Source organism: Vibrio bivalvicida (genome assembly GCF_001399455.2).
Lineage (GTDB): Bacteria > Pseudomonadota > Gammaproteobacteria > Enterobacterales > Vibrionaceae > Vibrio > Vibrio bivalvicida.
Map to the genome: position 1 here is coordinate 1 of NZ_LLEI02000022.1, position 21364 is coordinate 21364.

A 21364-nucleotide genomic window follows, 5' to 3' on the forward strand; every position below is an offset into this window, starting at 1 on the left:
CGTACAGTTGGTGCTGGTGTTGTTGCTAAGATCTTCGACTAATTCTTCGGAATTAATTGAAATCTAGCACACTTCTTCTTTTATGAAGAACGCGCATTAGAGAAAGGGAAGCTTCGGCTTCCCTTTTTCGTTTTTGGTTATAAGGATTAGTTCGTTTTCATCTCTGTAACTCACTAAAAATCCTTCTTTATTTTTTCACGCTTATTTCTCTGCAGTTTAAGTCCTTGAAACTCTCCACCTCGCGCTAGATAGATATAACAAAATGTTCTGATTATCCCCTCAATACAACTAGTAATGATAACAATTCTTGTTTATATTCTATCGCAGTTGTAGTTAGTGGAAGTGTTTTTATGTTTGTCTGTCTTTGTCATGGAGTTTCAGATAAGAAAATTAGGAAGTTAGCCATTGATGAAGGCGTTACTGATATTAAAGGAATAAAAAAATGCACTGCGCTTGGTAGTCAATGCGGTAAGTGCATCAAGATGACCAAAGAAATTTTAGCTGAAACAGAGTACTTACAAGTGAAACAAGCCAGCTAACACCAAGCTGAGCCTTTTTGACACCTTCTCATTTGGAACTAGATTTAAAAGAGCCAAAGAGGAGGGCTTATGTCATGAAAGGCGATCCAATTATAATCCAACATCTCAATAAAGTACTCGGCAACGAGCTTATCGCTATCAATCAATATTTCCTACATGCTCGTATGTATAAAGACTGGGGGCTTAAGCATTTAGCTGAGAAGGAATACCACGAATCTATTGATGAAATGAAGCATGCCGATCACTTGGTCGAGCGTATCTTATTTCTTGAAGGGCTTCCTAACTTGCAAGACCTCGGTAAGTTAATGATCGGAGAAGACGCCAAAGAGATGCTTGAGTGCGACTTAAAGCTAGAGATGGCCGCTATCCCAGATCTTAAAAATGCCATCGCTTACGCAGAAGATATTCATGATTATGTTTCTCGCGACTTGTTTCAAGATATCCTGGAAGATGAAGAAGAGCATGTCGATTGGCTTGAAACTCAACTTGGCCTGATTGAGATGACAGGTATTCAAAATTATCTACAAGCGCAGTATGTAGATGAGGATGACGACTGATTAGATTACTGAAAGTATAAAAAATCCCTGAGCCAGTCAGGGATTTTTTATTGCGGTTAGGTGAATAATATCAAGCCCCAAGTAATCGCAACTAAGCATAAGGCGACAAACACTGCGGCGGAACCAATATCTTTTGCGCGTCCACTCAACTCGTGATACTCAGAGCCGATGCGGTCTACAACTGCTTCTATCGCAGAATTAAGCAATTCCACCAAAATGACGATAAACAGAGTCGCGATCATCAGCACTTGTTCAAGTTTGGTCACGGGAAGGAAAAAGGTAATGAAGGTCAATACAACGAGCAAGACAGATTCCTGTCGAAAAGCGGCCTCATTGCGCCACGCAGAGGCTAGTCCCTTCATTGAGTAACCTGTGGCATCAATAATACGCTTGATTCCAGTGGTTCCGGGTTTCATTGTTCTTCCTCACTCGCTTTAATGGTACAAGCTGCAAATATGTCTAGCGCAGGTTGGTGCTCGATGGTGTCGATATCCATCAGACCCAGTATAGTTGGAAGAAGTTATCATGAGAGTGCATTTCATTCGACACTTTTTACATGCATTGTTTGTCTCGCAGGTGTTTCGCTGTTCATGCGTATCTTCATTTCTCTCATCAGCAATCAAGATGTCGTACCAAATGTAATTTGTCGCCATTATCCACATTGCCATAGAAGAGTGGGCTAGGACCTTTAGATTGGAAAGATAAATCAGCTTGCGTCTTTTTCTCTTGCTTAAACTGCTTTCTTTCTGTACTATTCGTGCTCCTTAAAACTCGGTCAATTATCTTTAGTTCCTTGCTTCCTCTGGACGACCGGGCCATTTGTGGAAGCTGAATAATCCGTAAGGAGCAACCAATGCGTCATTACGAAATCGTATTCATGGTGCACCCAGATCAAAGCGAGCAAGTTGCTGGCATGATCGAGCGTTACACTGGTTCAATCACTGAAGCTGGCGGTACTATCCACCGTCTAGAAGACTGGGGCCGCCGTCAACTGGCATACCCAATCAACAAGCTTCACAAAGCTCACTACGTTCTAATGAACGTTGAAGCTGACCAAGCTGTAATCGATGAGCTAGAAACTGCTTTCCGTTTCAACGATGCAGTTCTACGTAACATGATCATGCGTACTAAAGCGGCTATCACTGAGCAATCTATCATGCTTAAGCAGAAAGAAGAGCGTGCTCCTCGTCGCGAAGAGCGTGCTGAAGCTAAGCCAGAAGCAGCTGCTGAGTAATTTGTCTTATGACCAATCGAATGGAGCTATCTGGCACCATTGCCAAGCCGCCCATTCGTAGTAAAAGCCCAAGTGGCATTGAACACTGTCGATTTTGGTTGGAGCATCGCTCTACTGTTATCGAGGCTGACCTACCGAGACAAGTCTATTGTCGTATGCCGGTAGTCGTTAGCGGGCAAAGGTCACAAGCATTAACTCAGAATTTAGTACAAGGCAGTAGCATTAAGGTAGGTGGTTTTGTCACTTACCAGACCGGCCGAAATGGTGTGGGAAAATTAGTGCTTCATGCTGACAACATTACTCAAATTTAAGATCAGGAGATAGCCCATGGCTCGTTTCTTCCGTCGTCGTAAATTCTGCCGTTTCACTGCAGAAGGCGTACAAGAGATTGATTACAAAGACGTAGCAACTCTTAAAAACTACATCACTGAAGCTGGTAAAATCGTACCTAGCCGTATCACTGGTACAAGCGCTAAGTACCAACGTCAGCTAGCTCGCGCTATCAAGCGTTCACGCTACCTAGCACTACTTCCGTACACTGACAAGCATCAGTAATCGGCTCGTTTTATAAAGAGGAATTAAACAATGCAAGTTATTCTACTTGATAAAATCGGTAAACTAGGTGCTCTAGGTGAAACTGTAAACGTTAAATCTGGCTACGCTCGTAACTTCCTTATCCCTCAAGGTAAAGCAGTTATGGCGACTAAAGCTAACGTTGAAATGTTCGAAGCACGCCGTGCTGAACTAGAAGCTAAAGCTGCTGAGCAACTAGCTGCTGCAGAAGCACGCGCAGAGAAGATCAACGCTCTTGAAGCAGTTGTTCTTGCGTCTAAAGCTGGTGATGAAGGTAAACTGTTCGGTTCAATCGGTACTCGCGACATCGCTGATGCAATCACTGCAGCTGGCGTTGAAGTTGTTAAGAGCGAAGTTCGTCTTCCAGAAGGCGCACTACGTAACATTGGTGAGTTCGAGATTAGCGTTCAACTTCACTCTGAAGTTTTCGCAACAGTTACTCTACAAGTTGTTGCTGCTGAGTAATTCAGTATCAAGACGTAATTTTAAAAGCACCTCTCGAGGTGCTTTTTTTATATCCGCAGAATGGCGGTGAATCACTATCCATCGGTTATCCGTCGATTGCAACTCGGATCTATTAGAAGGCAAACAACAGGTTAACAGAAAACATACTGTCTGCTTTATAGAGTCCTTCCGGTACTTTATCGTGGTATTGGCGAGAGTAAGCTAGCTTAAGTGCGATAGTTTCTGTGATGTTGTTGGTTACATCTAAATCGGTATCTGTACGGGTGTTGCTTCGACCTGCTACTACGGTGATTGCTGCGGTGATGGTCAAGTTATCCAAAGCTTGCCATTTTGAATTCAAATTTCCGCGAAATATCCCTTCTTGAACGATATCAGGAAAGATAATCTCATCGTCATCAATTTCATCAAGGTTAGGTTCTTGGTAACGAAAGCCCGGGCCAAATTCGAATTCAAGTAGAAAGGTTTCCGTATTGGCGAACTGATAACCCAGACCGCCCGATAAGGTGTAATCTTTGAAGTATGCGCTATAGCGGGAATCAACACCTTTAAAGCTACCGTACAGATAGGATTTCGGTCCTAACTTGTAGTCGCTTTGCGCGGTATAGGTCGATTGACGCTTATCCTCTTCGCCATCTTTATATAAAAGGTAGTATTTCCACTCGCCATTGGTACGATGGCGGCCTTTTACATATTCAGCGTTGATGCGTGAGTTCAGTGAACGTGAGTCTGAGTTTCCGCTGTGTGATTGGTAGCCGAACTCAACCTCGCTACTCCAAGGGGAGGGGAGGTCAATATCCGTGGTGTTTTGTCCATCATCTTCGGCGTAGACGAGCATGGAGCTCATTAAACCTGCACTCATTAGCCAAAATTTAGACACTCACTACCTCTGTATTGATGAAACGAATGGGCCAATAGTAGATTCAAATTGATCGAATCCCGTCAACAAGAGGTTAATTCTACATTAGAACTCGACAAAGTAATGCATTACTACAGACAAGAGCTTCATTCTCGTTATAATTAGCGATCTATAGCAAGTTGTTGAGCAAAACCATGGCCGAAGCGAAAGTAGATAATCGATATAAAAAGTTTAACGATGCACAAGTTGATGCGATAAAAGTTCCTCCCCATTCGTTAGAGGCAGAACAGTCTGTAATTGGCGGTCTTCTTCTTGATAACGAGCGTTGGGATACCGTCGCAGAACGTGTTGTCGCTAAAGATTTCTACAGTCGCCCACATCGCCTAATCTTCGAGGGTGTTAAGCTTATTCTTGAAGATAATAAGCCGCTCGACCTTATCACTTTGTCAGAGTTTCTTGAGCTACGCGAGCAACTGGAGGATGTCGGTGGTTTTGCTTACCTTGCCGATCTGGTCAAGAACACACCAAGTGCGGCTAACATCAATGCTTATGCCGAAATTGTTGCTGAACGCGCATTGGTGCGTGATCTAATTGGCGTAGCCAATGAGATTGCAGATGCTGGTTATGACCCTCAAGGTCGCGGTTCAGAAGACTTGCTCGATCTTGCTGAAAGTAAGGTATTCGCGATTGCAGAATCGCGAACAAACGAGAGTGAAGGTCCACAAAACGTTGACAACATTCTTGAAAAAACCCTTGAACGGATCGAGCTCTTGTATAAGACCCCACAAGATGGTGTAACAGGGGTTAATACTGGCTTTACTGATCTCAACAAGAAAACCGCAGGTCTCCAAGGCTCAGACTTAATCATCGTGGCGGCGCGTCCATCGATGGGTAAAACTACGTTCGCAATGAACCTGTGTGAAAACGCCGCCATGGACCAAGAAAAGCCAGTGTTGATCTTCTCGCTAGAGATGCCTGCCGAACAGTTGATGATGCGTATGTTGGCCTCACTGTCTCGCGTCGATCAAACCAAGATTCGTACTGGTCAACTTGACGATGAGGATTGGGCGCGTATTTCTTCTACCATGGGTATCCTGATGCAGAAGAAAAACATGTACATTGATGACAGCTCAGGCCTAACCCCAACGGAATTACGCTCTCGTGCACGTCGTGTGGCTCGTGACTCTGGTGGTTTAAGTATGATCATGGTCGACTACCTGCAGTTAATGCGCGTACCAGGTTTACAAGACAACCGTACCTTAGAGATCTCTGAGATTTCACGTTCATTAAAGGCGTTAGCCAAAGAGTTGAATGTGCCAGTCGTGGCGCTTTCACAGCTAAACCGTTCCCTAGAGCAACGTGCCGATAAACGACCAATCAACTCAGATTTGCGTGAATCGGGCGCAATCGAGCAGGATGCTGACTTGATCATGTTTATCTATCGTGACGAGGTGTACAACCCAGATAGTTCAATGAAGGGCACGGCAGAAATCATTTTGGGTAAGCAGCGTAACGGCCCTATCGGTTCTGTTCGCTTAACATTCCAAGGCCAGTGGTCACGTTTTGATAACTATGCTGGTCCTGCATTTGATATGGATGATGAATAACGCATGAGCTATATGAAAGCAGCGACGGCGTTTATCAATCTAGAAGCGTTAAAGCACAATCTAGCACAGATTAAACAGCAGGCTCCGAACAGCAAAGTGATGGCGGTAGTGAAGGCTAACAGCTATGGTCATGGGCTGCGCCATATCGCTAAAAATGCCACCGGTGCCGATGCATTTGGTGTTGCGCGTATTGAAGAAGCGCTACAGTTACGAGCTTGTGGCGTAGTTAAGCCGATCTTATTGCTAGAAGGTTTTTACTCTTCCGGCGACTTACCCGTATTGGTGACAAATAACATCCAAACCGTTGTTCACTGTGAAGAGCAGTTGTTAGCGCTTGAACAAGCAGAGCTTGAAACTCCGGTTGTAGTTTGGCTTAAAATCGACAGTGGGATGCACCGCTTAGGTGTTCGTCCAGAGCAATACCCTGAATTTGTTGCTCGACTTAAAACGTGTCGCAATGTAGCTAAACCGTTGCGTTATATGAGCCATTTCGGTTGTGCTGATGAGTTAGACAAGACCACTACCAATGAACAGACTGAACTCTTTATGACCTTAACTGAAGGGTGTGAAGGAGAGCGTTCACTGGCCGCTTCTGCGGGGTTACTTGCTTGGCCTAATAGTCAGTTAGATTGGGTTCGTCCTGGCATCATTATGTACGGAGTGTCACCGTTTAATGATAGAAATGCCGAACAAATGGGTTATCAACCTGTTATGACGCTTAAATCTCACTTAATTGCGGTACGTGATGTTAAAGCCGGTGAAAGTGTTGGCTACGGTGGAATCTGGACTAGCCAGCGTGACACTAAGGTTGGTGTGATCGCAATTGGTTATGGCGATGGCTACCCAAGAACGGCACCCAACGGAACACCAGTCTTGGTTAATGGTCGTAAAGTGCCAATTGCAGGTCGAGTCTCTATGGATATGCTGACGGTTGACTTAGGTGCCAACGCTGAAGATAAAGTCGGTGATGAAGCCATCTTATGGGGCAAAGCGCTTCCCGCAGAAGAAGTAGCTTACCATATTGGCACTATTGCCTATGAGTTAGTCACCAAGCTGACATCACGTGTCGACATGGAATATTCTAACTAGCCATGTATAAAAAAGTCATTGTAGGGCTGGCCTTAAGCGCCAGCCTTTTGGTCTCTAATCTCGCGTTAAGTGAAGAGAAGGATTCGGTTTTCTTACCCTTTTACTTTAGTACTGAAACGTTAGGTAATACGGTTGGTGTCGCTGGCGTTATGAAAGGGGTTGGTCAACCACAAGCGGCGTTGTTTGGTGCAGCGCTTTACACTGACAAGCAAAGCTATGTGACTTTCCTTTCCGCTTTTAACTACGCACTGACTGATCAGCTGTTAGTGAGTTCTCAGCTCTACAAAGCGCAGTTTAACGAAAACCCCTATTATATCGGTGATCAGGGCAACAACGACTCAGTGGCGAGTGATAAGACGATTACTAACGGCTTAGAGCAAAACTATGAAGTAGAGTTTAAGTACTTATTGCCTTGGGGTAATGTTGCACAAAATGGTTTGCTTGGTGCCTTCCAGCCAATACGCGATGTGAGCTTTTCCTCCCCGTTCGAGTCAGGTGTGAGTTCAATCAGTCTTACGCCATTCTATTCTTCCCGCCGATTGGACATCAACAACAGCACTGAGAAATCGACAGGGTTTGAATTGGTTCTAGATTGGGACAATCGTGATAGTGTGCGTAATCCAACCAAAGGTTCACACACGGCGTTTACTACTACAGTTGGCGCAGAAAGCTGGCAAAGTGAAGAGCTGTGGACCAAGGTTGAGTTTCAAAATAGTCAGTATTTTGCACTCGGGCCTCTGGGTGAGCTGTTTGACCAACAAGTGCTAGCGTTTGATTTTTACACTGCCGATACTCCCAACTGGAACAACGAAAGACCACCAGAACAAGAGCAAGTTAGCCTAGGTGGTTTGTATCGTTTACGAGGCTACTCCAGTGGGCGTTTCCATGGACGAAGCGCGGTGCATTACTCTGCTGAGTATCGAGTTATTCCAGATTGGCAACCTCTTGATGACATTCCATTGATCAATTACTACGACTTACCATGGTGGCAATGGGTCTTTTTTGCTGAAACGGGTCGAGTTGCAGACCAGTATGATCTCAAGACACTGCATACTGACATGAAATGGAACTTAGGTGCTGCGGTACGTTTTCAAGTTGAAGGGATCGTGGTACGCGCCGAGTTTGCTCAAGGAGCAGATGAGGGGACATTCCGAGTGATGATTAATCAGCCATTTTAAAGCCTACAATAAACGGAGCTATTGGCTCCGTTTTACGTTTCACTAAAAAAGTTCACCCTGGATGGTTGCCACGATCGTGCGACTGCCGCCGGAATGGCGATGCTCTCCCAAGTAAATCCCTTGCCATGTCCCTAGAGCGAGTCGGCCCTGACTAATCGGAATCATCACACTAGCACCTAACGTCGATGCCTTGATATGGGCGGGCATATCATCATCCCCTTCATAAGTGTGCTTATAATATGCCGCTCGCTCTGGAACGAACTGATTGAAGTGCTTTTCCATATCATGTCTTACAGTTGGGTCAGCGTTTTCATTGATGGTTAAGCTTGCCGATGTATGCTGAATAAATAGCTGTAATAAACCGACAGAATAATCTAAGACCTGTGGTAATTGTTGTTCAATTTCATCGGAAATAAGGTGAAATCCACGGCTCTTAGCGCTGATTTGAAAGGTTTTCTGGGTCCACATATGGGTGCCTGCTTGCAATTTGAACTTAAGCTACCATTAAGCTTACTCAAGGTTAGTGATACAATCCTAATCGCTCATAGGACGTTTGTTTAATTTTGAAGCAGGGAACGTGACCTAACTCAATGTGAGTGAGAGTTCCCTACGTCATAATGTCCGCTTGAAAAAAAATTACAAAGTCTTGTTTTGTGGCATTTTGCCCTAACATACCTAATATAATTAATTTGCTTAATCGGGGATTCCACCAGTTTTCGCTAGGCTGTATGGAATAAAACCTACTGTAACATCGGGATAGTAACCATGTTGAAAAATATCAATCCAACGCAAACACAAGCTTGGAACGCGCTAACCGCGCACTTCGAATCTGCACAAGATATGGATCTAAAAGATCTATTCGCTCAAGATGCAGCACGTTTTGACAAATTCTCTACGCGTTTCGGCAACGACATTCTTGTTGATTACTCGAAAAACCTAATCAACGAAGAGACAATGAAGCACTTGTTCGCGTTAGCAAACGAGACTGAGCTTAAAGCGGCAATCGAAGCGATGTTCAGTGGTGAAGCGATCAACCAAACAGAAGGTCGAGCAGTCCTTCACACAGCACTTCGTAATCGTAGCAACAAACCAGTTATGGTGGGTGGCGAAGACGTAATGCCTGCGGTAAATGCAGTGCTAGAAAAAATGAAATCATTCACTGAGCGTGTTATCGGCGGTGAGTGGAAAGGCTACACAGGTAAAGCGATTACTGACGTAGTCAACATCGGTATCGGCGGCTCTGACCTAGGACCTTACATGGTGACTGAAGCGCTAGCGCCATACTCAAACCATCTAAATCTGCACTTCGTTTCTAACGTTGATGGCACCCACATCGTAGAAACTCTGAAGAAAGTAAACCCAGAAACAACGCTATTTTTAGTTGCTTCTAAGACGTTTACTACGCAAGAAACGATGACCAATGCACACAGTGCTCGTGACTGGTTCCTTGAGTCTGCAGGTGACGAAGCGCACGTAGCTAAGCATTTTGCAGCGCTTTCAACTAACGCGCCAGCGGTGTCTGAATTTGGTATCGATACAGACAACATGTTTGAGTTCTGGGACTGGGTTGGCGGTCGTTACTCGCTATGGTCTGCAATCGGCCTATCTATTGCACTTGCAGTTGGTTACGACAACTTTATTGAGCTGCTGGACGGTGCCCATGAAATGGATAACCACTTCGCATCAACCGAGCTAGAGAGCAATATTCCAGTGATTCTTGCGCTAGTTGGTCTTTGGTATAACAACTTCCACGGCGCTGAATCTGAATCGATTCTACCGTACGATCAGTACATGCACCGTTTTGCCGCTTACTTCCAGCAAGGTAATATGGAATCAAATGGTAAGTATGTTGACCGTGATGGCAACCCCGTGACATACCAAACTGGACCAATCATCTGGGGTGAACCAGGTACTAACGGTCAGCACGCGTTCTACCAACTAATTCACCAAGGCACTAAACTGATCCCTTGTGACTTCATTGCACCAGCAGTCAGCCATAACCCAGCGGGCGATCACCACCAGAAGCTAATGTCTAACTTCTTTGCTCAAACAGAAGCTCTTGCGTTTGGTAAAGATGAAGCGACAGTAAAAGCTGAGTTTGCCAAAGCAGGTAAGAGCGAAGAAGAAGCGGCGACGCTAGCTCCATTTAAAGTGTTTGAAGGTAACCGCCCAACGAACTCAATTTTAGTTAAGCAAATCACACCGCGTACATTAGGCAACCTAATTGCAATGTATGAACACAAAATCTTTGTGCAGGGTGTTATTTGGAACATCTTCAGCTTTGACCAGTGGGGTGTGGAGCTAGGTAAACAGCTAGCAAACCAAATTCTGCCTGAGCTTGCGGATGAGTCTGCAATCAGCTCGCACGATAGCTCGACTAATGGTCTGATTAACGCATTTAAAGCGTTCAAAGCCTAATAGCCGTCATACTTGAAGCGGCAGCGTTGTTGACTGTGTAAGTTCACCCAAATCGAATAGAGCCTCTATGCTCATTGGGCTAAACTTACTTGTCGCCTAGCTGCCACTCCAATTATTTAGGCTTAGGCTATCCAAATCTTATGACGCCAACCTTAGGGTTGGCGCTTTTTTTTGGAAAGCGAGAACGGGCTGCGCCCTTCGAGAGGTGTATTCTAGTAGTAACGTGAGTAGGTTTTGGTGCATGGAATGTTGACAGAAAATGTTCCTAGGCAGAGATAATCACCCGTTTCCCGTTTCCCGTTTCCCGTTTCCCGTTTCCCGTTTCCCGTTTCCCGTTTCCCCTAAACCGTCGTATCCACACTTGGCTGAGCGTCTGTGCTGGCGGTAAACTTCTGGCTCAGCAGTGCGACCATTTGATCGTAATACTGCATGTTGGGCTTATTGCCGAGTAGTTTACACAGCTCGTTACCAGTTGGGCTGAAGCGGTAATAAAGCAATCGCACACCTTTAGCGTGGGCTTGTAGTGATAGCTTCTTACCTTGATAAGTTAGTGGTAATGGAGAATCGAGTTCTATCTCTCCTGACTCTAGTTCGGTGCCATGCATTAGCCCTAATTCAAACAACACCAACAAACTAGAGTAGGGTAGTTGGAAGTTGCCGACGTTGATGTTGCCTGTGACATTACGCTTGCCGAAACTAAATATCCCCCCTTGTGCACGATAACCGACTAGTAACTTGCGGCTGTTATCGCCACCAAAGCTACAGGCTAAAGAGGCTGAGCGTTGCAAGATTTGCGCTTCTTTTGGTGTCATATCTTGCAGCACTTTCAGTGCTTTCATCGAGGTTGAGCCGGGATTGGTCACTTCGCGTTTTAGAACCTGAGCCCACAAACGCTGCATGGAATGGTTATGAACTTCTTGCGCCATATCGAAGAAGCGATACAGCCAATCTTGGTCGGGGTCGCCAGCGGTTTCATCTTTGCAAGAAATATGGGCAAGCTTCAGAATTTGTTCAAGATTCTTTTGTCGTCGTTCTTTGCGTTTTCGCTCGCGGACTAAAGCTCGCTCAAGCGCACTTTTCTCAGGCTTATCGGTTTGCAGCAGTGCATCTAACCCATAGGTTTGGGCAATGTTAAGCACGCGGCTAGCGCTATCTTTGATGTAGCTCGACTTTTTTTCGTGTCGACCAGTTTGTTCCGATTGGTGTTCAATAACTACCGGTTTGCTCGTCTCAGACATGCTATTTCCTTAGCCATCATATGCTTAACGTTTAATTATTAACTTTACCTCGGAACGCATAAGCCTGCCAGAAAAAGACTGTGAGCCAGTTTATAAAAATATCGCTATCATAAATGATAACAAGTTGTTAAAATTGTTATCGTTAATTTTGAGGGGCTTATGAAGTATTTCAATGAGAATAAACTGAAAAAGCACCTGTCAATTGCTCTATTGCTACTAGTTTACCTAGCTGTACTAGGCTATCTTTCTAGCTATTTGTCCTAATCAAGGCAATTAACAGGCTGCTTATTTTGTTAACAATTAGTAGTCATCATACTCGGCGATTTCTGTGCCTTGTAGGACGTAGCCTGTTTGTGCCAATTCATGACTGACAGTTTCTGTCTTCAGTGTCCCAATCACATAGACAACATCCCAAAGCTCTTGCACGGGCGCCCCTTTAGGGAATTTGACGTAGATAATCTGATTCGGTGGTGGTGGTGGTACGTGGATACAGGCACCAAAATAGGGTACAAGCAGGAATTCTGTGACCATATTGGCGTCGCCTTCTAACGGTATTACAAACCCAGGGATCTTGACCTTACTGCCGTTCAGCTCTTGCCTCACACTACCGACCATCGATTGTTCCATGCTCGCGCCTGAATGGTCTATCGCCGGCATACCATATGAGTCGAACTGATTACGTTCACTTTCTGGGATCAGATCGATCCATTCTAGGGTGAGCGTATCTTCTGCGTTTACGCTGTAGCTCGATAGACCAAATACCATCATAGCCAGTAGCAACATGCCTAATTTTTTCATAACTTAAACTCTAATTGTCATACCATCGCTTAGCGACTGTCGATAAGCTCTAAATGCAGGGATGAAGCCGATAATAGTACCTGCCACTTGTACTGCAGCCAACAGCATCCATTCATAGTGAGATAAAGCGCTCATCTGCAGATTAATTCCATAGCTCTGTTGAATGAGAGGGGCAGCGACCGAGAGTACGAAATATAGACCAACAGTGCCGACGAGTAAGCCGATAAAGGTCAATACACTTGCTTCCAAAATCAGCAAACTGAAAACGTGTCTTGGCCTTGCCCCCATCGCACGAAGAATTGCCATTTCGCGGCGACGTTCTTGCAGGCTAGTTAACAAGCTGGAAAGCATCCCGAGTAAACCCGCGATAACCACGAAGACTGAAACTGCCAATAAAGCCTGTTCGGCAACAGACATCATGCCCCATAGTTCGTGCAGCGCGACGCCGGGCAGAATGGCACTGAGAGGTTCCTGCGGGTAAGTGTTGATTTGTCGTTGCAAAGCAAAGGTTTGTATTTTGGATTTTAAACCGAGTAGCATCGCAGTGATCTGCTTGGGTTGGAAGTTCATCGCTGCAAGTTGCTCTGCCGTTGGATTGTTACCTAAGTTAGCGCCAGACTCCCAACCAACATGAATGGCTTCAATCGCCTCTAACGAGACGTGGACAGTTTTATCGACGGGAGTCCCTGTAGGAGCTAGGATGCCGACTACTCGAAATGGGGTATTTTCATGACGGCTAAAGCCCACATCACTAATACCATGAGCAATGACCATTTCACTGCCAATAGTGTAATTTAGAGAGCGCGCAACCTCGGCGCCGATGACCGCGTCAAACAAACCGTTGAACTCATGCCCTTGGCTAAAAGATAGGTTTTGTTTTTGTCCGTAGCGGTAATGCTCAAAGTAGCTATGATTGGTGCCCATAACGCGAAAGCCTTGATGGGAATCGCCGAGTGAAATTGGAATTGCCCAGTCTACGGCGCGATGCTGGCTAAATTCCTGATAGCTTTTCCAGTCAATGTTGTTGGTCGCGTTGCCGATGCGAAATACGGAATAAAGTAATAAGTTCACTTGGCCTGAGCGTCCGCCAACAATTAAGTCGGTACCTGAAATAGTGTTGGCAAAACTGTCTTTTGCCTGAGTTCGAATCCGCTCGACACCAAGTAACAAAATAACAGAAACAGCTACGGTTAGGATGGTTAGAATCGCGGTCACTCTGCGGTTACGAACGCTTTTCCAAGCTAAGGTAAGGGTTGGTGTCATAGGTCACCTCCTGCTTGGTTGACTTGTTGCAGGTTGATTGTGCGATCAAATAGTGGTTCTAATGTTGGATCGTGACTAACAAATAATAAGGTTGAACCGGCTTGGTTAACTTGGTCGAGCAGCAATTCGATAAACGCCGTGCGGTTGTCAAAATCAAGCGATGAAGTTGGTTCATCCGCGATAATAACTTTCGGCTTACCAATCAGTGCGCGAGCTGCCGCTACCCGTTGCTGCTGGCCAATACTTAGCTCGACAACGGGTTTATCAAGTAACCCTGAGGGAAGACGTAGTTTGTCCAATAGTTGCTTGGCATTGGAAACTAACTCTCCATTTATTTGTTGGCGACGTAACGAGGAAAACTGACAAGGTAAGGTAACATTTTCAATCACGCTCAGATAAGGCAATAAGTTAAATTGTTGAAAGATGTAGCCGATATGGTTGGCTCGAAACTTATCACGTTGACTGCCTGACATCTCCGAGAGGTTTTCTCCCAGCACAGTCACTTGTCCAGAGGTTGCAGTATTGATGCCTGTAAGGAGCCCCAGTAGTGTCGATTTTCCACAACCACTTGGTCCTTTAATAAATAGGTGTTCGCCACGTTGAATGGTGAGGGAAGGTATCTCTAGTGTGGGATTGTCATTACCAGGCCAAGTAAAAGTCACCTGATTGAGCTCAACCACAGATTGATGGCATTTATTATCCATTGTTCGTATCCAATCGTAACAGAGAAGCGGCTTAGCATGACCAAGCCGCTTTTTACATTAAAGAGAAATCTCAGAGTCACCTTTACTAAGCTCAAGCGCGGCTTGCTTAGTGTCAGTTAACACGTTGATTTTCAGAGACTCAGTATTTGGAAAGTGTGAGAACCATTGAGTTTCAATACCATTTAATGCACTAATGTCGTTACAGTCGAAGTGATATTCAACCGTGAATTCACCATGACCACTATGTTTATCGTGGTCGTCATGATGGTCATGACCTTTATGATCATCGTGGTTATGATGTTCGTCATGGTCATCATGATGGTCGTGGTCGCCATGACCCTTATGATCATCGTGATTGTCACTACCTAGAGTATGACTCACTGATTGATGTTCGATTTTACAACCTGCTGCTTTAGCTAAAGTGAAGATATTCGAAGCTTGTTCAAGCTTTGCGACAGCGTCCTCTAGCTGATGTTTTTGCTCATCTGTTTTTGGCGCGTGTTCAAAACCGACAACGTCCGCACCCGGAGCCGTGATCTCCATAAGTAGCTCTTTGCCGTCTTGAGCAATGTTGATTTCAACTTGGCCGTGAACATGTGCTCCATGTTGGCGGTAGACTTCTTCAGCATGTGCTAATCCACTAACAGCAAGTGTGATTCCTAGAGCGATTGGAGTAACGTTTTTCATTTTAAGTCCTGATTTTTCATTGAGTAATGCAAAGGTCTCCATTTGGTTTGGAGACAGTATATCTTTGTAAATAAATAGAATCAGGATAGTGGCGGTGAGCGTGCTAGGTATGCAAACGTAACGACCTCGTTGAAGCCGTATTCGCTAGATACTTCGAACTGATCACCAATTGTGGGCGGTGCTACAGTTGGTGTGTGATTGCTGACACCATGTAAACCACTCGCAAACAGTTGGCAGTGGTGATCTTGATGGTGGGTTGAAGAAAGTTCGTACTGATGATCAATAAACGCAAAATTGAGCCATAGCACAAGAGCGATTGCAGATAGAGCAAGCGCATTGATGCGATAGGTAGTTAGGCGACATTGAAGCACGATGAAAACACAATACAAAAAGTGGAGTTGTTATACTATAACAACTCCACTTCAAAGGGGAAACTAAACCCGATGTGTTTAGAGGTTTTCTTTTACTAGTGTAAGTACTTGTTGAATTTCACCTTCGTTGAGAGCGCCTTCTTTGACAAACAATACCTTACCTTGTTTGTCTTGGACGATAATGGCCGATGACTCTTCTGCCAATGCCCAAGTGTTGGCAACGGCTCCCTCTTCATCAAGTACCATAGAAGACCAAGGGAACTCTTTCTTGCTGTCTTGTGCCGATGATTTTACAAACGACCCTGTTCCCCAAATCGCGTCATCTTGGTTGATAATTGAGGTCGTCTGGTAGCTTTGTTCTGGGAATTTAGCCGCGGTAATTGCCGCCATTAACGGGGCATTGAGTTCTTTTGAACTGCTGCGCCCAGCAATCGCTTGAATGACACGAACCTTACCTTGCATATCTTGGCTAGACCAAGCCTGAAAAGCCGTATCGTCTCCGCTTAAGACAATTTCGCCATAGCTTTTGACGCTGACTTCGGGAATCGACTGTCCTACAGAGATGTTGTGCGCCAAGGCGATAGCGGGAGAGCATGCGATTGCGAGAGTAAGAAGGGTTTTATTTTTCATTATGTTATTTCCTTTTGAAAGTGCGCAAAAAGTATATACCCAAATTTATTGCTCGTGGAAAAATCTCTTTTAGAGCACTGGTCTGATGTCACACTGTTAACAAAATGCTATACATTAAATACGCATCCGATATAATACCTACAAGTTCTAAGGAGTAGGACTAAGCAATCAGTTCGAATTGCATCACACAAGGATATTGGAGTCGTTATGCTGCGTGAATTTACTATTTATCGCCCTCGTCAAGTTGCTCGTTTTGTTAAAACTTTGTTTAAAGGACAGTTTGTTATCTCTGGGGTAGGCAAGTTTACCTTTGACAACGGCAAGGTGTTGCTACCTGATGTGAAAGACTCGCAAAAGCTGACAACGTATAAAGAGATCAATCAAGCTATTGCTTTGTTGCCAGTCTAAATATTGGTTCTCTTCCAAATTACGAATTATTGAAAAGTCGCCTCGTTGGCGGCTTTTGTCGTTTATAGCCGCTATGCCATTGCCAACCCTTCCGCTTACTTGCCGTTTCTTTGCTTCAATGAGTAAAACTTTCACGCCAACAGGTTGAATTTACGACTATATTGTTAATAGGCAATTCTGTGCTTATTAATAATAAACGACAATCAAACGTGACTAGTGGCTATGGATCCTCTTTTTATTTTGTTATGTACGCTACTTGTGCTCTTGATGCAGGTTGGTTTTCTGTTTCTAGAGGCAGGTACGGTACGTAAAAAAAACACAGCAAATGTGGCAGCCAAAAACCTTATCGATTTAGCGGTTGTACTGATCCTTTATTGGTTAGTTGGCTACGGTGTCATGTTTGGCGAGTCAATGGGGGGGTATCTAGGTACTAGCCATTTTTTACTTGGTCATTTTGATGGTTTAGATGAGGGAGCTTTCTTTGTCTTTCAAATGGTATTTTGTGCGACATCGGTGACGATCATTTCAGGGGCAATTGCAGAGAGAGGTAGCTTAAAAGGCTATATCGCATTGTCTGTATTTGTAGCTGTCGCCATGTATCCAATCGTTGGGCATTGGGTGTGGTCGGATAATGGCTGGTTAGCACGACGTGGTTTTGTCGATTTTGCAGGCTCAACAGTGGTCCATTCGGTTGGTGGCTGGGCCGCTTTGGCTGCGATCATGATTATTGGGCCTAGGCTGAATCGGTTTGTCAAAGGTCATAATTTTAATCACAGCAGCTTAGTACAGAGTGTCGCAGGGGTGGTTTTTCTATGGATAGGCTGGCTAGGTTTTAATGCGGGGAGCTCTCTGCATTTCGACAGTAACGTGTTTAACATTGTCCTCAATACCATTCTTGCGGGTGCAGCGGGTGGTCTTACATCAGCAATGTACTCCTTACATAAAACCAACAGAGTCCATATTCCCAACTTCTACAATGGAATCCTTTCTGGACTTGTCTCAATCACAGCGAGCTGTAACTTTGTTGATGGCCTATCATCGGTGATCATTGGCTCACTAGGTGCTTTGATTTCACTGTCGGTAGGTAGGTTGTTAGTGAATAAAAAGATCGATGACGTAGTGGACGCAGTGCCTGTTCACTTAGCGAGTGGAGTATGGGGCACAATAGCCGTAGCCTTGTTTGTCCCTCAGCAAGTAATCACAGATACCTTGATGATGAGCAATAGAATGGAACTGCTATGGGGACAAATCTTTGGTGTGACTGTCATTGCTGTTTTTGTTTTTCCCTGCTGTTACCTTGTCTTTTTATTGATAAACAAAGTGATCCCTCTTCGCGTTGGCCATGAAGAGGAAATCGTCGGACTTAATATCTCATCCCATGAAGCGAGTAGTGATCTCTATGATTTGGTCACCGTGATGCAAAACCAAGAAGAGAGCGGGGACTTTAGCCAGCGAGTAAACTATGACCCTACTTCAGAAATAGGCATGATTGCCCGTCAATATAATCGAGTCCTGTCTCGTTTTGAGACGGCATTAGTTAAAGCGACTCAAAAGCATAGTGCGCTATTGCAAACCAATCAAAGACTGAAGTCGATGGAGTCGCGGGTGCAAAAAAGTGAAAAGCTCTCAAGTCTAGGTCAGATAAGTTCAGGTTTAGTGAGAGAGATCAACGAACCTATCGGCTATGTACTGAGCAATATCAAAACACTTAAAGATTACAATAAGTTCTTTAAACTGTTAGTGACCGAGTATAAAGCGTTTGCTGCAATGGTTTCTCAGCACCCAGTGGTCGCCAATGAGGTGCTGCAGCGCATTGACAAAATTTGTGAAGAGGAAGATCTGGAGTTTGTGCTAGAAGACAGTGAAGAGCTGATTAACGCAACATCAGATGGCGCGAGCAAAATAGAGAAGATTCTTTCCAATGTACGCACGTTTTCTGAGTTCGGAGATGAAAAGTTTGAGCTTAAAGATATTAACGTTTTGGTTTCATCAGCGGTAGAAAGAATTGCCTCAACCTTGCCACTTAGCTGTAAATTATTGGAGTCTTATGAAGCTGAGTTACCGATGGTTTCTTGCAGTCCTCATCAAATAGAACAGCTGTGCGTCAACTTACTTTCTAACTCTATACAGGCGATAGGGGAAGAACGCGGAGCGATCAAGGTGACGACAAGTAACGAAGCTAATAATGTTGTAGTGGCGATCATTGATAGTGGTGTTGGTATTCAGCAGGAGAACCAATCTAAAGTGTTCGACCCATTTTTTACCACACTTGGCTCACAAGGGCACGCAGGGCTAGGTTTATCAATCTGCTATGGAATCGCGACCAATCACGGTGGTTCATTAACCTTACTAAGTAAACAGGCAAAAGGAACCAAAGTATCTTTGCGTCTGCCAATGCCCCTTGATGAATAATGAAGGAGAGGATACATGCCAGATAGAGAACAGAGGAGGCTATTGGTTGTTGATGATGAAGTTCAGATCACCAAATCTCTGAGTCGTTTGCTGAGGAAGGAGTATGAAGTTGTAACTTTTAATAGCCCCCTTGAAGCTTTGGTCTACTTAGGTGACAACGAAGTGGCAATTATTATGTCTGACATGCGCATGCCGGGTATGGGGGGCGCCCGGTTTTTAAGTGAATCTATTTTAATTCAGCCTCATGCGATACGGATTGCATTCTCCGGTGGGGTTGATTACCGTACTTTAGTCAGTGCTATTAACGAGGGTAAGATTCACCATGTTATTGCCAAACCTTGGGACACTGAAGATTTGAAAGTGCTGTTAAGTCAGATGGCCACTCAGTACCAAATGAACATTGGCCTCAAACAGCACGCTCATAAACTAGAGCAGGAAAATAGCGCTTATAGCGAACAAAACAGTCAGCTATTAGCTTCATCCACGCAAGCGCAGACGCAGCTCGCTGAACTCAGACAGCAACATGATCTTTTGTTAAATCGCTACCAAACCTTTTCTCAGGATTTGTCGAATGTACTGTTAGCTGCTGCGATTGCCCAATCTTGGTATCAACAATGTGATATCGACAGAGTGGCCAATCACGCTAAACAGTTAGCCGTATATTTGGGCGTATCACCACGAGTTGCTGAGCGAGTACATCGCTGTGCATTGTTGCACCCGCTTGGGCTCGTATTCTCTAGTGGTAATGAAATACCAGATAACTTTGCTAATCACCATCTTAGCCCTTGCTGTTTTGGCTCCTTGGCCTACGAGACATTGAGCGATAGTGACCTCCTCAAAGATGTGGTTATGGGCATTCGGCATCAAGATGAAAACATGAATGGCACGGGCTATCCAATGCATCTCAAACAACAGGACATCCCCCTGACTGCTAAGATTGTTCGCGTAGTCAAAGACTATGACTACTTGACCGTTACTCATGTTGATCCAGCAAAGCGATGTTCACCAATGCAAGCTGCCGAGAAATTACAGGAACTCGCAGAAGTACACTATGATCCCGCTATCTTGAAAGCCTATCTAAAAATGGTGTCGGAAAAACGCCAAAACAGCGATAACTCTATGGAATACTCCGTCCCTTTACGAGAACTTAGGGTTGGGGATGAGATTAAAAGGGATGTACATCTAACCAATGGCCAAGTTCTGATAAAACGTGGCAGCATTCTGAATGGTGACATGCTGCAACGTTTGATTGGCTTAGAAAAGCAAAATAAGCGCCATTTTGCCTATGTGGTTTAATCGCACAAACTGACGCTAGTCATGGCTTTCGATAAATAACTGACACCCAGCACTACACTCCGCATTTGCATACGGGTTATTTAATTGCTGATTATGCAATAAGCTTTTGCACATATAGCCATGCGCTGACTAGTTAGCATCATACTTATTTAAGTATTGCTTGGTACTCATCCTCCCATTGAGGGGCATTCCAGTGGGCTTGAAATACGGTATATGTAATATGCTTACGCATAAGTTGAGTCGTATCATTCGTAATACTACTATCTGAGGCTTGCTTGAATGGTTCAAAGTTCAGCTCCTGAACGGTTTTGCCGTTCTCTGCCAGCTTAAAGAAGTAGTTGTAGTCTGGTTGTTCCTCATTCTCGACATACTCGATACCCTTTAATTCACTCTTAGGGTAGGGAGGATAGTTAATACTTAGCCCGGTTCCTTTAGGTAATAGTTCATTACCAGCTTTGTGTTGTTTATTTAGTTTGTCGACAACTTCCAAAGTATGTTTAACCGCCGCTGGAATGTATTCAAACGAGCTTGGGAAACCATCATTAGCCTCCTCTAAGCGAAACCCCATAGATACGGCTAAAGCCGGAATGCCATGTCGTACAGAGCGAGCGGCAGCGGAGACTGTTCCAGAGTTAAACTGATTGACGCCTACATTCGGTCCGTCATTGACGCCAGAGATGACAAGGTCGGGCTTTTGATCAGCCATTAAGGCTGTTAAACCAAACAGCACTGAGTCTACAGGGGTACCGTCAAAACAATACTGTTTGTCCGCGATCTTCTCATAGTTAAGCTGCTTACCAATTTTGAATGTTACTGCTGTTCCCATTCCACTTTGGTTATTGAGTGGCCCAGAAAGCCAAACATCGTAACCTTGCTTATTGAGAGCATTGAACAAGGCTTGGCTTCCCTCGCTTTTACAACCATCATCACTGACTACCAAGATTCGTAGTGGCTCAGGTGTATTGGCGAGTGTTGCCATAGGAGTCAAGGCACATGCGGTTAGAGTAAATAGTGCTGAGTATTTCATAAGATATCCTTGTC

The 21364-nt window shown here is 44.6% G+C and carries 24 protein-coding genes; 13 read left to right on the forward strand and 11 right to left on the reverse strand.

From position 1 onward, the window contains the following. Positions 1–350 precede the first annotated feature (350 nt). Positions 351–539: a (2Fe-2S)-binding protein gene (locus tag APB76_RS08305; protein ID WP_049844446.1), complete on the forward strand. Its 189-nt coding sequence runs from the start codon at positions 351–353 to the stop codon at positions 537–539. A 74-nt stretch (positions 540–613) separates the two neighbouring features. Continuing rightward, complete coding sequence (bfr, locus tag APB76_RS08310; protein ID WP_049844445.1) at positions 614–1096, forward strand: bacterioferritin; 483 nt, start codon at positions 614–616, stop codon at positions 1094–1096. Positions 1097–1152: 56 nt separating this feature from the next. On the opposite strand, the gene APB76_RS08315 is transcribed toward bfr, so the two are convergent. Further along, positions 1153–1512 carry a diacylglycerol kinase gene (locus APB76_RS08315; protein ID WP_049844444.1) on the reverse strand — a complete coding sequence of 120 codons (360 nt, stop codon included), beginning with the start codon at positions 1510–1512 and terminating at the stop codon, positions 1153–1155. 437 nt (positions 1513–1949) lie between these two features. Between APB76_RS08315 and rpsF the strand changes: the two genes are divergently transcribed. The 4 genes from rpsF to rplI are packed head-to-tail and all read left to right on the forward strand — an operon-like array spanning position 1950 to position 3368. After that, positions 1950–2330 (forward strand): 30S ribosomal protein S6, encoded by a 381-nt coding sequence (gene rpsF / locus APB76_RS08320; RefSeq protein WP_004747103.1) that lies wholly within the window; start codon positions 1950–1952, stop codon positions 2328–2330. A gap of 8 nt (positions 2331–2338) precedes the next feature. Next, complete coding sequence (gene priB, locus APB76_RS08325) at positions 2339–2641, forward strand: primosomal replication protein N (RefSeq protein ID WP_049844443.1); 303 nt, start codon at positions 2339–2341, stop codon at positions 2639–2641. A 16-nt stretch (positions 2642–2657) separates the two neighbouring features. Beyond that, on the forward strand, positions 2658–2885 hold the full coding sequence (rpsR, locus tag APB76_RS08330) for a 30S ribosomal protein S18 (protein ID WP_000090472.1): 228 nt from the start codon (positions 2658–2660) through the stop codon (positions 2883–2885). Positions 2886–2915: 30 nt separating this feature from the next. Continuing rightward, positions 2916–3368 (forward strand): 50S ribosomal protein L9, encoded by a 453-nt coding sequence (gene rplI / locus APB76_RS08335; RefSeq protein ID WP_049844442.1) that lies wholly within the window; start codon positions 2916–2918, stop codon positions 3366–3368. A 112-nt stretch (positions 3369–3480) separates the two neighbouring features. On the opposite strand, the gene APB76_RS08340 is transcribed toward rplI, so the two are convergent. Then, on the reverse strand, positions 3481–4245 hold the full coding sequence (locus APB76_RS08340) for a DUF481 domain-containing protein (protein ID WP_193395080.1): 765 nt from the start codon (positions 4243–4245) through the stop codon (positions 3481–3483). Between the two features lie 173 nt (positions 4246–4418). On the opposite strand from APB76_RS08340, the gene APB76_RS08345 reads away from it, so the two are divergent. Genes APB76_RS08345 through APB76_RS08355 form a run of 3 tightly spaced genes read left to right on the forward strand, consistent with a single transcriptional unit; the run spans position 4419 to position 8098 of the window. After that, positions 4419–5831 carry a replicative DNA helicase gene (locus tag APB76_RS08345; RefSeq protein ID WP_054962819.1) on the forward strand — a complete coding sequence of 471 codons (1413 nt, stop codon included), beginning with the start codon at positions 4419–4421 and terminating at the stop codon, positions 5829–5831. A 3-nt stretch (positions 5832–5834) separates the two neighbouring features. Beyond that, complete coding sequence (gene alr / locus APB76_RS08350) at positions 5835–6920, forward strand: alanine racemase (RefSeq protein ID WP_202816236.1); 1086 nt, start codon at positions 5835–5837, stop codon at positions 6918–6920. A 2-nt stretch (positions 6921–6922) separates the two neighbouring features. Further along, on the forward strand, positions 6923–8098 hold the full coding sequence (locus APB76_RS08355; RefSeq protein WP_054962818.1) for a BamA/TamA family outer membrane protein: 1176 nt from the start codon (positions 6923–6925) through the stop codon (positions 8096–8098). A 42-nt stretch (positions 8099–8140) separates the two neighbouring features. On the opposite strand, the gene APB76_RS08360 is transcribed toward APB76_RS08355, so the two are convergent. Beyond that, positions 8141–8566: a secondary thiamine-phosphate synthase enzyme YjbQ gene (locus APB76_RS08360; RefSeq protein WP_054962817.1), complete on the reverse strand. Its 426-nt coding sequence runs from the start codon at positions 8564–8566 to the stop codon at positions 8141–8143. Positions 8567–8863: 297 nt separating this feature from the next. On the opposite strand from APB76_RS08360, the gene pgi reads away from it, so the two are divergent. Continuing rightward, on the forward strand, positions 8864–10516 hold the full coding sequence (gene pgi / locus APB76_RS08365; RefSeq protein WP_054962816.1) for a glucose-6-phosphate isomerase: 1653 nt from the start codon (positions 8864–8866) through the stop codon (positions 10514–10516). A 341-nt stretch (positions 10517–10857) separates the two neighbouring features. Here the strand turns inward: pgi and APB76_RS08370 are convergent, their stop codons facing one another. The 7 genes from APB76_RS08370 to APB76_RS08400 form a co-directional block, all read right to left on the reverse strand. Beyond that, a complete protein-coding gene (locus tag APB76_RS08370) occupies positions 10858–11754 on the reverse strand; it encodes a TIGR03899 family protein (protein ID WP_049844436.1) in 897 nt (298 codons plus the stop codon). 300 nt (positions 11755–12054) lie between these two features. After that, positions 12055–12522, reverse strand: coding sequence for a DUF3299 domain-containing protein (locus tag APB76_RS08375; RefSeq protein WP_408058673.1), 468 nt, complete (start codon positions 12520–12522; stop codon positions 12055–12057). A 33-nt stretch (positions 12523–12555) separates the two neighbouring features. Next, the gene (locus APB76_RS08380) at positions 12556–13815 is read right to left on the reverse strand and encodes an ABC transporter permease (protein ID WP_054962814.1); all 1260 of its coding nucleotides are present in this window, start codon (positions 13813–13815) and stop codon (positions 12556–12558) included. Beyond that, the gene (locus tag APB76_RS08385) at positions 13812–14519 is read right to left on the reverse strand and encodes an ABC transporter ATP-binding protein (RefSeq protein WP_049844433.1); all 708 of its coding nucleotides are present in this window, start codon (positions 14517–14519) and stop codon (positions 13812–13814) included. Before APB76_RS08385 ends, APB76_RS08380 begins: the two co-directional genes overlap by 4 nt. A gap of 57 nt (positions 14520–14576) precedes the next feature. Next, on the reverse strand, positions 14577–15206 hold the full coding sequence (gene zrgA / locus APB76_RS08390; RefSeq protein ID WP_054962822.1) for a zinc uptake protein ZrgA: 630 nt from the start codon (positions 15204–15206) through the stop codon (positions 14577–14579). 80 nt (positions 15207–15286) lie between these two features. Then, the gene (locus tag APB76_RS08395) at positions 15287–15577 is read right to left on the reverse strand and encodes a DUF2607 family protein (RefSeq protein ID WP_049844432.1); all 291 of its coding nucleotides are present in this window, start codon (positions 15575–15577) and stop codon (positions 15287–15289) included. A gap of 78 nt (positions 15578–15655) precedes the next feature. Continuing rightward, on the reverse strand, positions 15656–16207 hold the full coding sequence (locus APB76_RS08400) for a YtfJ family protein (RefSeq protein WP_049844431.1): 552 nt from the start codon (positions 16205–16207) through the stop codon (positions 15656–15658). A gap of 207 nt (positions 16208–16414) precedes the next feature. On the opposite strand from APB76_RS08400, the gene APB76_RS08405 reads away from it, so the two are divergent. The 3 genes from APB76_RS08405 (at position 16415) to APB76_RS08415 (ending at position 20323) form a co-directional block, all read left to right on the forward strand. Continuing rightward, positions 16415–16615, forward strand: coding sequence for a DUF1107 family protein (locus APB76_RS08405; RefSeq protein WP_049844430.1), 201 nt, complete (start codon positions 16415–16417; stop codon positions 16613–16615). Positions 16616–16837: 222 nt separating this feature from the next. Beyond that, positions 16838–19027, forward strand: coding sequence for an ammonium transporter (amt, locus tag APB76_RS08410; protein ID WP_049844429.1), 2190 nt, complete (start codon positions 16838–16840; stop codon positions 19025–19027). A gap of 15 nt (positions 19028–19042) precedes the next feature. Further along, positions 19043–20323 (forward strand): HD domain-containing phosphohydrolase, encoded by a 1281-nt coding sequence (locus tag APB76_RS08415; RefSeq protein ID WP_054962813.1) that lies wholly within the window; start codon positions 19043–19045, stop codon positions 20321–20323. A gap of 145 nt (positions 20324–20468) precedes the next feature. On the opposite strand, the gene surE is transcribed toward APB76_RS08415, so the two are convergent. Further along, the gene (gene surE / locus APB76_RS08420; protein WP_054962812.1) at positions 20469–21350 is read right to left on the reverse strand and encodes a 5'/3'-nucleotidase SurE; all 882 of its coding nucleotides are present in this window, start codon (positions 21348–21350) and stop codon (positions 20469–20471) included. Positions 21351–21364: the final 14 nt, after the last annotated feature.